The sequence below is a fragment of the Flavobacterium phycosphaerae genome, from assembly GCF_010119235.1.
Taxonomy (GTDB): domain Bacteria; phylum Bacteroidota; class Bacteroidia; order Flavobacteriales; family Flavobacteriaceae; genus Flavobacterium; species Flavobacterium phycosphaerae.
The window spans coordinates 459,481-473,246 of sequence record NZ_JAAATZ010000001.1 but is presented as its reverse complement, the minus strand read 5'-3'; the positions used below and the strand labels follow the sequence as shown (position 1 = coordinate 473,246).

The 13,766-nt window shown below is 38.4% G+C and carries 19 protein-coding genes; 15 read left to right on the top strand and 4 right to left on the bottom strand.

The features are described 5' to 3' along the window. The first annotated feature begins 5 nt into the window (after window positions 1-5). Window positions 6-542 carry a hypothetical protein gene (locus GUU89_RS02115; RefSeq protein WP_162126382.1) on the top strand — a complete coding sequence of 179 codons (537 nt, stop codon included), beginning with the start codon at window positions 6-8 and terminating at the stop codon, window positions 540-542. A gap of 56 nt (window positions 543-598) precedes the next feature. On the opposite strand, the gene GUU89_RS02110 is transcribed toward GUU89_RS02115, so the two are convergent. The 4 genes from GUU89_RS02110 to GUU89_RS02095 form a co-directional block, all read right to left on the bottom strand. Then, window positions 599-1,492: an energy transducer TonB gene (locus tag GUU89_RS02110; RefSeq protein WP_162126381.1), complete on the bottom strand. Its 894-nt coding sequence runs from the start codon at window positions 1,490-1,492 to the stop codon at window positions 599-601. A gap of 76 nt (window positions 1,493-1,568) precedes the next feature. After that, the gene (locus GUU89_RS02105) at window positions 1,569-2,795 is read right to left on the bottom strand and encodes a Glu/Leu/Phe/Val dehydrogenase (RefSeq protein ID WP_162126380.1); all 1,227 of its coding nucleotides are present in this window, start codon (window positions 2,793-2,795) and stop codon (window positions 1,569-1,571) included. A 109-nt stretch (window positions 2,796-2,904) separates the two neighbouring features. Continuing rightward, complete coding sequence (locus tag GUU89_RS02100) at window positions 2,905-3,129, bottom strand: hypothetical protein (RefSeq protein ID WP_162126379.1); 225 nt, start codon at window positions 3,127-3,129, stop codon at window positions 2,905-2,907. Between the two features lie 66 nt (window positions 3,130-3,195). Continuing rightward, window positions 3,196-4,257 carry an anhydro-N-acetylmuramic acid kinase gene (locus GUU89_RS02095; RefSeq protein ID WP_162126378.1) on the bottom strand — a complete coding sequence of 354 codons (1,062 nt, stop codon included), beginning with the start codon at window positions 4,255-4,257 and terminating at the stop codon, window positions 3,196-3,198. Window positions 4,258-4,351: 94 nt separating this feature from the next. Here GUU89_RS02095 and GUU89_RS02090 point away from each other — a divergent pair, with 94 nt between their 5' ends. The 14 genes from GUU89_RS02090 to GUU89_RS02025 all read left to right on the top strand — a co-directional run bounded on the left by GUU89_RS02090 (window position 4,352) and on the right by GUU89_RS02025 (window position 13,746). Then, on the top strand, window positions 4,352-5,491 hold the full coding sequence (locus tag GUU89_RS02090) for an acyl-CoA dehydrogenase family protein (protein WP_162126377.1): 1,140 nt from the start codon (window positions 4,352-4,354) through the stop codon (window positions 5,489-5,491). A gap of 168 nt (window positions 5,492-5,659) precedes the next feature. Beyond that, window positions 5,660-6,277, top strand: coding sequence for a Crp/Fnr family transcriptional regulator (locus GUU89_RS02085; RefSeq protein WP_235921940.1), 618 nt, complete (start codon window positions 5,660-5,662; stop codon window positions 6,275-6,277). A gap of 82 nt (window positions 6,278-6,359) precedes the next feature. Further along, window positions 6,360-6,776, top strand: coding sequence for a DM13 domain-containing protein (locus GUU89_RS02080; protein ID WP_162126375.1), 417 nt, complete (start codon window positions 6,360-6,362; stop codon window positions 6,774-6,776). A 3-nt stretch (window positions 6,777-6,779) separates the two neighbouring features. Further along, window positions 6,780-7,679, top strand: a complete 900-nt coding sequence (locus tag GUU89_RS02075) for a hypothetical protein (protein ID WP_162126374.1) — start codon at window positions 6,780-6,782, stop codon at window positions 7,677-7,679. Window positions 7,680-7,690: 11 nt separating this feature from the next. Beyond that, window positions 7,691-8,122 (top strand): YHS domain-containing (seleno)protein, encoded by a 432-nt coding sequence (locus GUU89_RS02070; RefSeq protein WP_162126373.1) that lies wholly within the window; start codon window positions 7,691-7,693, stop codon window positions 8,120-8,122. Window positions 8,123-8,212: 90 nt separating this feature from the next. Continuing rightward, on the top strand, window positions 8,213-8,674 hold the full coding sequence (locus tag GUU89_RS02065) for a YHS domain-containing (seleno)protein (RefSeq protein ID WP_162126372.1): 462 nt from the start codon (window positions 8,213-8,215) through the stop codon (window positions 8,672-8,674). A 17-nt stretch (window positions 8,675-8,691) separates the two neighbouring features. After that, entirely contained in the window at window positions 8,692-9,081 is a 390-nt protein-coding gene (locus GUU89_RS02060) for a DoxX family protein (RefSeq protein ID WP_162126371.1), read from the top strand. A gap of 26 nt (window positions 9,082-9,107) precedes the next feature. Continuing rightward, the gene (locus tag GUU89_RS02055; RefSeq protein ID WP_235921939.1) at window positions 9,108-9,626 is read left to right on the top strand and encodes a DinB family protein; all 519 of its coding nucleotides are present in this window, start codon (window positions 9,108-9,110) and stop codon (window positions 9,624-9,626) included. Further along, on the top strand, window positions 9,614-10,324 hold the full coding sequence (locus GUU89_RS02050; RefSeq protein WP_162126370.1) for an NRDE family protein: 711 nt from the start codon (window positions 9,614-9,616) through the stop codon (window positions 10,322-10,324). Before GUU89_RS02055 ends, GUU89_RS02050 begins: the two co-directional genes overlap by 13 nt. A gap of 80 nt (window positions 10,325-10,404) precedes the next feature. Beyond that, window positions 10,405-11,388, top strand: a complete 984-nt coding sequence (locus GUU89_RS02045; protein ID WP_235921937.1) for an ATP-grasp domain-containing protein — start codon at window positions 10,405-10,407, stop codon at window positions 11,386-11,388. Beyond that, entirely contained in the window at window positions 11,388-12,014 is a 627-nt protein-coding gene (locus GUU89_RS02040) for a hypothetical protein (protein WP_162126368.1), read from the top strand. Before GUU89_RS02045 ends, GUU89_RS02040 begins: the two co-directional genes overlap by 1 nt. 45 nt (window positions 12,015-12,059) lie before the next feature. After that, a complete protein-coding gene (locus GUU89_RS02035) occupies window positions 12,060-12,737 on the top strand; it encodes an SDR family NAD(P)-dependent oxidoreductase (protein ID WP_162126367.1) in 678 nt (225 codons plus the stop codon). A 27-nt stretch (window positions 12,738-12,764) separates the two neighbouring features. Further along, window positions 12,765-13,118, top strand: a complete 354-nt coding sequence (locus GUU89_RS02030; RefSeq protein ID WP_162126366.1) for a four helix bundle protein — start codon at window positions 12,765-12,767, stop codon at window positions 13,116-13,118. Between the two features lie 25 nt (window positions 13,119-13,143). Further along, window positions 13,144-13,746, top strand: a complete 603-nt coding sequence (locus GUU89_RS02025) for a SprT-like domain-containing protein (protein ID WP_162126365.1) — start codon at window positions 13,144-13,146, stop codon at window positions 13,744-13,746. The last annotated feature ends 20 nt before the right edge of the window (window positions 13,747-13,766 follow it).

Sequence of the window (13,766 nt, the reverse complement as noted above, 5' to 3'; positions counted from 1 at the left end):
TCACAATGAAACTAAAAGCGTTATTGTTGATGGCTTTTGTCAGCACAGCAACATTTGCTCAAGATACCGAATTTAAGTTTTCCAAAGAAGGTTTAACCGATTATATAGTTACGACGTATGAAGGTTCGGCTAAAGACACCTACAATTTGGCCTTAGCTTGGGTAAAAGAAAATAGTAAAAAAGGATATAAAATAGTCTCTTCTGTTGAAGGTGAAAAGCTAACGGTTGAAGGCGGAAAAGAAAACTTCTTATGCAGCAAAGCCGGTGGAACTAATGTTTGTTCTTATGGCACTTTTACTATTCAAATCAGTTTTAAAGAAGGTAAATTCAAATTTGAAGCTATTGGCCTGACAGAGAAACCTAATAATTCCACTACCGTTATAACTCATGATTTAAACGACTTTTCAGAGTATTATAATAAAGACGGCAGTTTGAAAAAGTATAAAGATGAGGTGCCTGCGGCTTATGAAACGCTGTTTAATGACTTAAATAAAAGTCTCGTAACGTTTATGGACAAGAAAAAGAAAGCTGATGGTTGGTAATAACCAATTAGTATAAAATAAAAAATCCCATTCATTCGAATGGGATTTTTTTATGGTTAGTTCAAACTGAACGTATAAATAATCTTTCCGACTTGTGTCTCGGGAGCATTGCTGTCTGCAGGACTCCATTTTGTATTCATTGCAGCTATTCTGGCTTGATCGAGTAGGCACTTTGCTGTGTTTGTGGTTCCCTGAACTCCCGGAGTAACGCTTATTGTATTTCCATTTCTGTCAACAGTTACTTGTACAGCCACTCTTCCTTGTTCTTGACAAGTGTAGTTAGGCTGTGGTTTGTTTAATGCTTTTCGGTTGCCTAAGGAATACCCCGAACCACTTCCGTTACCGCCGCCATTGCCACTGCCATTTCCTGAACCGGTTCCGCTTCCTGAGCCCGTTCCGTTTCCAGAGCCATTACCGCCGCCTGTACCGCTTCCGCTACCGTTGCCATAATATCCTTTGGAGTTCAAATTGCCGTTAGCACTTCCTTTATTACCACCTTTGTTATCATCGCCATCGCCACCTTTGTTGCCTAGTATGCTGGATAAAGCATCATTAGCGTTTTTGGAAACTTTTGGTTTTTCGGGTGCGGGTTTAGGAATGTCTTTTTTAATTACAACCGGCGTTTTCTTTACGGTTTCGTGTTTGGGCACTACAGCATCATTAGCGTCTGAATTGTCATCGGAGATAATATCTTCTTCCGGAGTTGGGGCCACAGGAGTAGTTTTCGCTTGATCCTTTACATTCAACACTTCGCTTTTGTAATTATCGCCCATACCATAATCACTGTCGCCAAAGTTCATTTCGATACCGCCACCGCCACCACCGCCCATAATTTTCATATCTGCCGGAGGCCAAAAACGCAGGAAGAAAAGCAAAAGAATCAACAAAGCGTAGACTACGGTAGTAATGCCTAAAGACTTTTTATCCTCATTTGATAGTTCAAAACTCATAACTATTCTTTTGTTCGTTTACTTAATAACGCTTAAAAATACTAAATATTGTGTAAACCCCGCTGTTAATTATTTACTAAACTAATTGTTTCAGTGCTATTTCAAAAGCGGTTGCGCTGATGTTTTTCTTGTCAGCGTTCAAAGCGTGTGCTTTGTCCAAGGCTTTTTTGATGGTTTCTGAAATGTCATAGAAAATAGCTTCGTCAGTCATTTGCACTTTCTTCTCCATAAAGTAAGCAAAAACTCGGGCCATCCCACAATTCGAAATAAAGTCGGGAATCAAACTCACTTTGCTGTCGGTTTCTTCCATGATGCTGCCAAAAAAGATTTCTTTATCGGCAAACGGTACATTAGCACCACACGAAATTACCTCTAAACCATTGTTGATTAAATGGTCAATTTGGTCTTTGGTTACTAATCTTGAAGCGGCACATGGCGCAAATATATCAGCACCAAGGGTCCATATTTTCGCATTGATTTCGGCAAAAGGTATCATGTTTTGTGCTACTAGTTTGTTGCCGTCTTTGTTTAAAAACAATCGTTTAATTTCTTCAAAAGTAAACCCTTCTTCTTTGATAATTCCACCGTCACGGTCAATGATACCAATTACATGAGCTCCCATTTCGGCCAAATAAAAAGCCGCTGCAGATCCTACGTTTCCAAAACCTTGCACTATGGCTTTTTTACCATGCACATCGCCACCATAAATATGATAATAATGACGCACCGCTTCGGCTACACCATAACCGGTAATCATATCAGCCACGGTATATTTTCGCAACACATCAGGAGAGAATTTCGGGTTTTCGATTACTTTGATAACACCTTGGCGTAATTGGCCAATGCGATTGATTTTATCTGCTTCAGTCGGTTTGAAGTGCCCGTTAAAAACCCCTTCCTGCGGATGCCAAACCCCACATTCTTCGGTAAACGGGATTACTTCGTGAATTTCATCTACATTTAAGTCGCCTCCGGTACCATAATAACTTTTTAATAAAGGAGAAACGGCTTTGTACCAACGCTGTAAAACGCCTTTTTTGCGAGGGTCATTTGGGTCAAAGTTGATGCCCGATTTCGCCCCGCCAATCGCCGGACCGGAAACAGAGAATTTTACTTCCATAGTTTTGGCAAGCGATAATACTTCGTTCATGTCTAGTCCTTTTCGCATGCGGGTTCCGCCGCCGGCAGCTCCGCCTCGAAGCGAGTTAATCACTGTCCATCCTTCTGCTTCAGTTTCTGAATCTTTCCAGTTAAAAACTATTTCAGGTTGTTTGTTTTCAAATTTTTTGAGTAATTCTTTCATGTTGTTTGTTTGTGGCGCAAATATAAGAATTAGGAATTAGGATTTGGGAATTAGGATTTGGGAAATGAGCATAAAAAAAGCGCCACTTCAAAAGTGACGCTTAGGGGAATTATTTTTTCTTATTTTCTTTAAAACGTTTGTCTGGTGTTCCGTCTTTTTTCAGGGGTCCTTTTGGCGTTTTGCTTTCTTTAAAACGTTTGTCCGGTGTGCCGTCTTTTTTCAAAGGGGCTTTTGCTTCGGTTTTTGCGGCAGCTGCTTTTTTGGGAGTTTGTTGTGCCGTTGCGGATAATGTAAATCCTATCAAAGCCATTACGGCTAACATTAATTTTCTCATGGTTTATTAATTTTAAGATTGAGTAGCTAAAGTAGAAAAAAAGAAAACGAGTTGTCTTAAAATACCTTAAAAAATAAATCCGGAACTATGATTTTCCTTTGCCCCGGTTACGCTACTCAATACATTAATTTCTCCTCTGAGTTTTAAGACACCAAGCAGTCCAAAAATCAGAGCTTCTTTGTATTCTAATGTTTTAGCATCAGGAATAATCAACTCCATATCGGGTAAGTGGTATTGCATCCTTTCGATTAAAAAAGTATTGTAAGCACCACCGCCGGTGATGAATATTTTGCCTTCCTTTTTGGGTAAAGCCAAAGCCGTTTGTAAAGCAATGTGTTCGGTAAAAGTGTGCATTTTATCTGCTGTTGCTATAGGATATTTTTCAAGTAAAGGCAAAACTACAGTCTTTACAAATTCAAAGCCGAGTGATTTTGGATATGCCTTATGATAGTACTCTAAAGCGTTTAATTCGTTTAATACATCGGTATCCAAGTTTCCGGAACGGGCAATGCTGCCTTTATCATCGTAAGTTAATCCCAATTGATTCGCATAAAAATTCAACACCGTATTGACCGGCGAAATATCAAAAGCAATGCGCTTTTCCTCTTGCTCAAACGACACATTCGAAAAACCACCCAAATTCAAACAGTAATCATATTCGGCAAATAAAATCTTATCGCCTATAGGAACCAAAGGTGCGCCTTGTCCGCCCAATTGTACATCCTGAACTCTAAAATTACAAATGACTCTTTCGCCAACAATTTCTGCTATATTAGGAAGATTGCCAATTTGCAAAGTGAATCCGTTTTGAGGTTGGTGTAAAATGGTATGGCCGTGGCTGCAAACCGCCTCCAAGTTTTGAATAGAGTATTTTTGGATAAAAGCTTTAATGACGTTTCCTAAGAGAAGGGTGTAATCATTATTTAGTTTCCGGAGTTCTTCTTCCGAAAAATCTACCGCGGTTCTTAATTTGTTTAACCAATTTTCATCATACGAAATAGTTTCGCTTTCCTGGATTTTATAGGTCCATTTGCCTTCATCTACTGTGAAATGAATGTGTGCTAAATCGATGCCATCCAGGGAAGTTCCTGACATCACTCCGATAACATGATAGGTTTCTTTAAACATTGGCTAAATTTACGAAAACGTTTGAAATTTTAACTTTATTATCATACTTTTGGGCACCAAAATTAAAGAAACAACAAACATAATTTTTACAACTATGGATTTTAATTTAACCGAAGAACACTTAATGATTCAACAAGCAGCTCGTGATTTTGCTCAGGCTGAATTGTTGCCGGGCGTAATTGAAAGAGACGAACATTCAAAATTCCCAACAGAGCAGGTGAAAATGATGGGCGAACTTGGTTTCCTCGGAATGATGGTAGATCCTAAATATGGTGGTGCCGGATTAGACAGTGTTTCTTATGTTTTGGCCATGACCGAAATCGCCAAAGTAGATGCTTCGGCAGCCGTAATCATGTCGGTGAACAATTCCTTGGTTTGTGCCGGAATGGAAAAATACTGTTCGGAAGAACAAAAAATGAAATACTTAGTGCCGCTAGCCAAAGGAGAAGTAATAGGCGCTTTCTGTTTGTCAGAGCCGGAAGCGGGTAGTGATGCTACTTCGCAAAAAACTACGGCAGTCGATATGGGCGACTATTATTTGCTTAACGGAACTAAAAACTGGATTACCAACGGCTCTACAGCTTCGACTTATTTGGTCATTGCTCAAACCGATATAGAAAAAAAACACAAAGGAATCAATGCCTTTATCGTAGAAAGAGGATGTGAAGGTTTTGAAATTGGTCCCAAAGAAAAGAAAATGGGAATACGAGGAAGTGATACACACTCTTTAATGTTTACCGATGTAAAAGTACCGAAGGAAAACCGAATCGGAGCTGATGGTTTCGGATTCGCTTTTGCCATGAATGTATTGAACGGTGGACGAATCGGGATTGCTTCACAAGCTTTAGGAATTGCTACAGGCGCTTACGAATTGGCTTTAAAATATTCGCACGAACGTAAAGCATTCGGAAAAGAAATCTTTCATCACCAAGCTATAGCTTTCAAATTGGCAGATATGTTTGTTAAAGTTACGGCTGCCAAATTATTAGTAATGAAAGCCGCTTGTGAAAAAGACGAAGGAAAAGACATCGCTCACTCAGGGGCTATGGCCAAATTATATGCTTCCGAAATTGCTTTGGAAGTGGCTAACGAAGCAGTACAAATTCACGGCGGAAACGGTTATGTAGCCGAATACCATGTGGAACGTATGATGCGTGACTCCAAAATCACTCAGATATACGAAGGAACATCAGAAATTCAAAGAATTGTAATTTCAAGAGGTTTGGTTTCCTAAAATTTCTTATCTTTGATATTACATAATAAAAATTTAAAATTAATACTCATTAAACCCTTTCAATTCTGAAAGGGTTTTTTGATTTAAAAAAATGTATACTTTTACTGTATGTATGAAGAGCTAAAATATTGGTATCTCCGTGATCATAAACTGTTCTGGACATTAAGCATGTCACAAATCAAGCAGTTGTGTATCATTACCGGTTTTAAAAAAGCCAAGAAAGGTGATATTATTTATTTCTCTTCTTCGGATGTACCTCGTGTTTTTTTACTCAAAAAAGGGAATATCAAAATTGTTTCTATAGATGAAGACGGAAACGAAACCATTAAAGATATCATTCAAAAAGGGGATTTGTTTGGCGAATTAGAACTTGATAGCGACCGCAATTCCAATGAATACGCCAAAGCGCTGACAGATGAAATCATCATTTGCAGCTTTCTGTTGTCCGATTTTGAAGATTTATTGTTGCGCAATCCGAGTTTGGCCTTGTCCTATACCAAGTTTGTTGGCTTAAAGATGAAGCGCATCAAAAACAATTACGCCAATTTAATTTCCAAAGATGCTAAAACCCGCTTGCTTACTTTCCTAAAAGACTGGGCAGAGCGAGACGGTAAACAGGAAGGTAACCGAGTAGTAATTGAAAACTATCTTACCCAAACGGATATTGCCCAAATCATTTGCACTTCGCGTCAAACGGCTACCTTATTATTAAACGAATTAGAAGAAAAGGGCCTGATGCACTATGGAAGGAAAGAAATTATCATAGAAGATATTTCGAAACTTTAAACTATTTTGTGTTTAATGTAAACTACCTGACAATTCGTTTTTTCTCTGAATTATAGCTTTGTTGTATTAAAAAACAATTGCTATGAAGAAGATTTTATTGTTACTAACCACAATGGCTCTTTTCTCGTCTTGCCAAGAAGAAGGGCCACTGACCAGCGATAACGCTATTACGACTATTGTACCCGAAGCGGTTTTGAAATATGTTGGAACTTTCGAGCCTACCGGGGGAATAACAGTTACCGGTGAAGCTAAAATTTATCTAGAAAACGGAGTGTACAAACTTCAATTAGAAGATTTTACCATTTCTGATGGTCCGGATTTGAAAGTGTATTTATCCAAATCCAATACACCGACAGATTTTGTCAATTTGGGGAATCTTACTTCTCAAACCGTATATGCTATTCCGACTTCGGTAGATGTTGCAGCTTATTCGCATGTGTTGATTCATTGCCAACAGTACAATCATTTATTCGCTATAGCTCCTTTAACTCAAAACTAGAAAATGAAAAAGATACTGTTCCTTTTGGTAATTGTTTTCGGAGTAAATAAAACTTGGGCACAAGGTTGTAGCGATGCCGGAATCTGTTCGATAAATCATGGTTTTCAAACAGCGGAAAAACAATTTAAAAATACGATTGAAGTGGCAGCTGTTTACAGTTTGGGCGAAGCGGATGTTCAATACTTTTCACCTTATGTGTCGTATACTAAACGGTTTAATGACCGATATTCTTTTACTAGCAAGGTGACACTTTCTACAGCTCATGGTAGCTTTGGTACCCGAACCCAATTGGGTGATGCTTTTTTGATTGGGAATTATAGTTTTAAAGAAAAAAAGAACAGTCAGTGGAGCGCTTTGTTGGGATTCAAGTTCCCGTTTACAGCTTCTAATTTGAAGATTAACGGCTATTCGTTACCGTTGGATTATCAATCGAGTTTGGGTACCATCGACTTGTTCCTCGGTACTAATTTTCACTATCGTCGATGGGATTTTAACGCTGCTTTGCAAATTCCTGTGATCAACTTGAATAAGAATTCATATTTCAAAGAATACAGCGGGACTGATGATTTTCCGTCTACAAACTTATTTGAAAGAAAACCGGATGCGCTATGGAGAGCCTCCTATTCCATCAAAACACCAAACAAAAAAATCACTTTCAAACCTAATCTGCTGTTCATTTACCACTTGGGAGAAGATACTTATGAAAACATTTTTAGTCAAAGAGAAAGCATCAAAGGGTCGGACGGATTGACGGTTAACGGCAATTGGATTACCACTTATTATTTCAATAAACAAAACAGCATAGAGCTTTCGGCAGCTGTCCCGTTTGTAGTTCGTGACATACGCCCCGATGGTTTGACCCGAAGCTTTGTACTTGGAATACTCTATCAATATTCATTTTAAATCAAAACCGCATGAAAAAATTAGTTTTAGCAGTAATCATTGTGCTGGCTTCAATGGGAGCTAGCGGACAAAATCAATTTCTAACCAACGGAGTAGCGATCAAAGGCTATGATCCGGTGGCCTATTTTGAAAGTAACAAAGCTATTGAAGGCAACAAAGCCATCAGCACTAACTTTAATGAGGCTATTTATTATTTCTCGACTGAGCAGAACAAAACTCTTTTCTTGAAAAACCCTGCTCAATATGTGCCACAATTTGGAGGTTTTTGTGCTTATGGCGTTTCAGAAGGACATCTTTCTCCGACCGAACCGGAAGCCTTCACTTTAGTTGATGGTAAATTGTATCTAAATTATAACTTGAAAGTAAAAGAATTGTGGTCAAAGGACCGAGAAGCAAGGATTGTCAGAGCCAATGAAAATTGGGTAAAAGGTATAGCCAAATAAATTTTTTACCTTTAATGTAAAGTAGCAGACAAAACACAATTTAGCACATAATTACTTTTGTATCAATAAATAACAACAATACTAATTATCATGAAAAAAACAGTATTCTTACTTTTGGTTACCTTAATGTCGGTGGCAGGATTTACTCAAAATGCAACCAAACGAACTACTCAATTCAATTTAGAAAAAGGTGTGGCACTTCAGGGTTATGATCCGGTGGCGTATTTTACCCAAAAAAAAGCAGTAAAAGGGAAATCATCAATAACCTCGACTTATGAAGGTGTTACCTATTACTTTACTTCACAAGCAGATAAAGACTTGTTTCTGAAAAATCCGGCAAGTTACGAACCACAATACGGCGGATGGTGTTCCTACGCCATGGGATCTACCGGCGAAAAAGTAGAGGTTGACCCAGAAACATTTAAAATTGTGGATGGTAAACTAAACTTGTTCTACAACGCTTTCTTCAATAACACACTCAAATCATGGAACAAAGACGAAGCTGGGTTGAAGAAAAAAGCAGATGCCAATTGGAGAAAAATCAATAACTAAGTAATCAACGAAACAACATGAAAAACCCAACTTTTATTTGGATTATCAAACTCATCGCAGTAATAATCTTAGTGCAAACCTTATTTTTTAAATTCACCGGAGCGGAAGAAAGTGTTTATATTTTTACCAAACTGGGCATTGAACCTTTTGGACGAATTGGCTCCGGAGTAGTAGAGTTGATAGCTTCTATTCTGATTTTAATTCCAAGAACAACTTTGCTTGGTGCGCTTTTGGGATTAGGAACGATGGCGGGAGCGATATTTTCTCATATATTTGTGTTAGGAATTGACGTGCAAAATGATGGTGGGACTTTGTTCGCTTTAGCCGTAATTACATTACTCTGTTGTTTGATTTTGGTTTATAATCAAAAACATAAAATCCCGGATTTGTTACGGTTGAAATTTTAGAAACCGCTTTTCGAAAGAAATCGTACATGAAAACAAACATTCAAAAACAACCAATTATGCTCATTCCCGCTATTCACAAAACCCTAAACGAGCTGACCGATTTACTGTCGCAGCTTTCGGATGATGACTATTGTTGTCCCTGTCACGACCTGAGTAATGCCACTATCGGAGAACACACCCGCCACATTATTGAGATGTTTCAGTGTCTCGAAAGTCAATATGAAAGCGGTACCGTCAATTATGACAAACGTCAAAGGGATTACAGGATTCAAACCAATAGTACTTTTGCTCAAAACTGTATAGCTGACCTTTTACTTCAGTTGGGTAAACCCAATAAAAAACTCTACTTGCAACAACTGGTTGATAACGAGGAGTTATTAATAGAGAGTAATTACCATCGCGAATTGTTATATAATTTGGAACATTGCATCCACCATCAGGCACTTATTAAAGTGGCACTCATTCAATCAGGAACCAGTATTGTTGATGATAATTTTGGTGTGGCTCGCTCCACTATTGAATACCGTAAACAATGTGCACAGTAAGTTTTGTTAACGCTGGCGGCAAGATTATCATTACGTCCAATCGTGATGAAAAAACAATCAGGCCCAATGCGCTCCAGCCGATGCACTATCACATTAATAACAAGAAAATTATTTTTCCCAAAGACCAAAAGGCAGGAGGGACTTGGTATGCCATTGATGAGCATTCGAATGTTTTGGTTTTGCTCAATGGTGCCGAAGAAAAGCACGAGCTAAAAGCATCCTATCGAAAAAGCCGAGGGTTGATTGTACTGGAATTGATAGGAAGCGAATCCCCAATAACCGCATGGGAATCCATCGACTTAGACCATATTGAGCCTTTCACTTTGGTACTTTTCGAAAATCAGAAACTGTATCAGTTGCGCTGGAATGAAATAGCCAAAGAAACCAAAGCGTTAGATACCGACACCAGTCATATCTGGTCGTCGTCTACTTTGTATTCAAATGCTATCAGAGTCCAAAGAGCCGATTGGTTTCACACTTTCCTCGAGACCAAAACCACAGTGACCGAAGAAGAATTATTCTATTTTCATCGCTACACCGAAGCTGAGAATACAGAACATGGATTGGTAATCAACAGAAACGATAGGCTGAAAACGTTAAGCATTACCCAAACTGTTATCGAAAAAAACAAAGTTGACATACACTATGCCGATTTACTGGCCCAAAAAGAATACGCTACTACTTTCATATCCATTTAATCATTCGTAATTCCTAATTCGTAATTCACTTGAAACTCTTTTTCCATAAGCTCTTCCACTGGGAATATTGGCCATTCAAAATGGTATACATTCCTATCTATTTTTTATGGGCGTATTATGCTTTAAAGGCGCGGACTATTTTCTTCTTTAATACCTGCAACCCAACAATGCGTAACGGTGGTTTTATTATGGATAGTAAAAAGGAAATCTATGATTTGATTCCACCACAGTTTTATCCGAAGACGCAATTCATCAAAGAGCAAATTCCGTTTGATGAGGTAGTGGCTGTACTGGAAAAGAGTGCCATACAATTGCCTTTAATTGCCAAGCCTGATATTGGTTTACGCGGTTCTGCCGTGAAAAAGATTACTGATTTAGCCGAATTAGCAACCTACCATGCCAAAGCCAATTTCGATTATTTGTTGCAAGATTTGATTCCGTATTCTAATGAAGTCGGTATTTTTTATGTACGTTTCCCACATGAAAAACAAGGGAGAATCACCGGCATTGTAGCCAAAGAATTTCTGATTGTTGAAGGCGATGGCTCTTCGACTATAGAGGCATTGTTAAAAGCCAATCCGCGTTACGAACTCCAATTAAAAGCATTGCAAAAGGAATACGGTCATCAGCTCAAAGACATCTTAGCTAAAGGCGAAAAACGAAATCTCGTTCCGTATGGCAATCATGCCCGCGGGGCCAAATTTTTAGACTACAGTCATTTAATTTCACCTCAATTGACCAAAGTCATTGATGCCATGTGTTTGCAAATTGACGAGTTTTATTTCGGCAGAATGGATTTAATGTACCATACTTGGGAAGAACTCGAACAAGGTAAAAACTTCGCTATAGTTGAATTAAACGGAGCCGCCAGCGAGCCAACCCATATTTACGATCCTAAGCATTCGTTGTTTTTTGCTTGGAAAGAATTGGCACGACATATTACTTATATGTACCAAATCAGTGTGGAAAATCACCAACGCGGTTACGACTATTTGCCACATAAAGTCGGCATGGAGCAATACCGGTTGCATTTGCAACAATCCGATAAAATAGTTTACTTCTGATGCAAAACCTCAAAAACATAGCCGTGGGGTTTTTGGTGAGTTTCATTGGGTCGATACCGTTAGGCTACATGAATGTTATTGGTTTTGAAATTTATAACCAACAAGGAATTACCGCTACGTCTCTCTATTTGCTGGGCGTTATTCTGGTTGAGTTTTTAGTGATTTATTTCACGTTGATTTTTGCCGAAAGATTAGCCGCGAATAAAAAGCTAACCAAGTCTATCGAAGCTTTTTCAGTAGTGTTTATGGTTGTTTTGGCAGCGGTTTTTTATTTTAGTTCCAATTCAAAAAAGCCTTTAACGACTTCATTTGACTACATACCTTTTGTTATGGGAATAGTATTGAGTTGTCTCAATTTTATTCAAATTCCGTTTTGGACGGGTTGGAATCTTTACCTTTTAAACGAGAAGTACATTGAAGTATCAGGAATAAGAAAGTATGGCTATGTTTTCGGAACGGTTTTCGGGACATTTTGTGGTATGTTGACATTAATTCTTACGTTGCATTATTTTGCAACCAACATCCAATTTCTGTCTCAATACTTGATGCAAATGATTATTCCGCTTGTTTTTCTTGGCCTTGGCCTTTTTCAAGGAGTAGCCTTTTACAGAAAGTATACCGCCTGATTTCATTTCGGTACTTTTACTATCTTTACGACAAGAAAGATAAAAATGAAAAATATCATCGTTACAGGAACTTCGCGAGGCATTGGTCATGCTTTAGCCTTGCAATTTGCTAACGCCGGGCATCAGGTTTTAGCCATTTCCCGCCAAATACCACAAACACTGTTAGGGAACTCCAATATTACTTGTCTTTCCGTTGATTTGTCTAAAGAAGACGATTTAGTTGAGGTAGAAAAGTTTCTTTCTTCAACTTGGAAAAAAGTGGATATCATCATTCACAATGCCGGAAGTTTGATACACAAACCTTTTGCCCAAACCACACAGCAAGATTTTGAAAAAGTATACCAAGTCAATGTTTTTGGAGTGGCTAATTTGACACGCCTTTGTTTGCCTTATCTGCAAAAAGGAAGTCATGTGGTTTCCATCAGCTCTATGGGAGGTATACAAGGCAGTATGAAATTTGCCGGATTGGCCGCTTACAGTTCCAGTAAAGGAGCGGTTATTACCCTTTCGGAGCTTTTGGCGGAAGAATATAAAGAACAGGGAATTGCTTTTAATGTTTTAGCCTTGGGAGCCGTTAACACCGAAATGTTGCAGGAAGCATTTCCTGGGTATGAAGCTCCAACATCGCCGGCTGCTATGGCTGATTATATTTTCAATTTTGCTTTGACCGGTAATCAATACTATAACGGCAAAGTGCTCCAGGTAAGTTCTTCTACGCCTTAGATAGTTATGAATTATGAGTTATAAATTATGAGTGATAGTATTATTATGAAGAAGAGTTTTGAGTTGGCTGTTACCGGAATTAAATTTTATAAGAGTTTGATTGCAGACAAAAAAGAGTTTGTTATGAGTAAACAGTTTTTGCGATCTGTAACTTCTATAGGGGCTAATGTTAGAGAAGCTGTTAACGGTCAAAGCAAATCTGATTTCATTCATAAATTATCTATTTCTCAAAAAGAGTGTGATGAAACCTTGTATTGGTTAGAACTATTAAAAGAAACAAGTTATATTTCTGATGAAGAATTTAATAGCATTTACCCTCAATGCGAGGAAGTATTAAGGATTATAAGAAGTATAATTATAACCTCAAAAAAAAACTCATAACTCATAACCCATAATTCATAATTCATTGAGCGAAGTCCTTTCAAAATACCTCCCGGAACATGCGGTTCATTCTTGCTTTGAGTTAATCAAAAGCAACAATGTGCATTTGAAAATCGTTAACGAACGGCAAACCCGTCATGGGGATTACCGTCGGGCTAGTGGTGGTAAACATGAGATTACGGTGAATGCCAATTTGAATAAATACCGATTCCTTATTACGTTGGTTCACGAGATAGCCCATTTGGTGGCTTATGAAAAATACGGAAGACTGATTAAACCTCACGGGAACGAATGGAAGCACACGTTTCAGCGTTTGATGGTGCCGTTTATCCGACCGGAGATTTTCCCTCATTCGGTGTTGCCCTTGATTGCCAATCATTTTAGAAACCCTACAGCCAGTAGTGATACCGATGCCCGATTGGCGTTTGCTTTAAAACAATTTGATGAACGAAAAGCCGACATTCACTTTATCCATGAAGTGCCAAGCGGTAGTTTTTTCAGAATAAAAAACGGTAGGGTCTTTCAAAAAAAGGGATTGCGGGTCAAACGTTATGAATGTTTGGAAGTCAAAACCGGCAAACTCTATTTGTTCAATGCCAATGCCGAGGTGGAAATAATTCCAGGATAAGCTCTAAATAACTTTGTCAC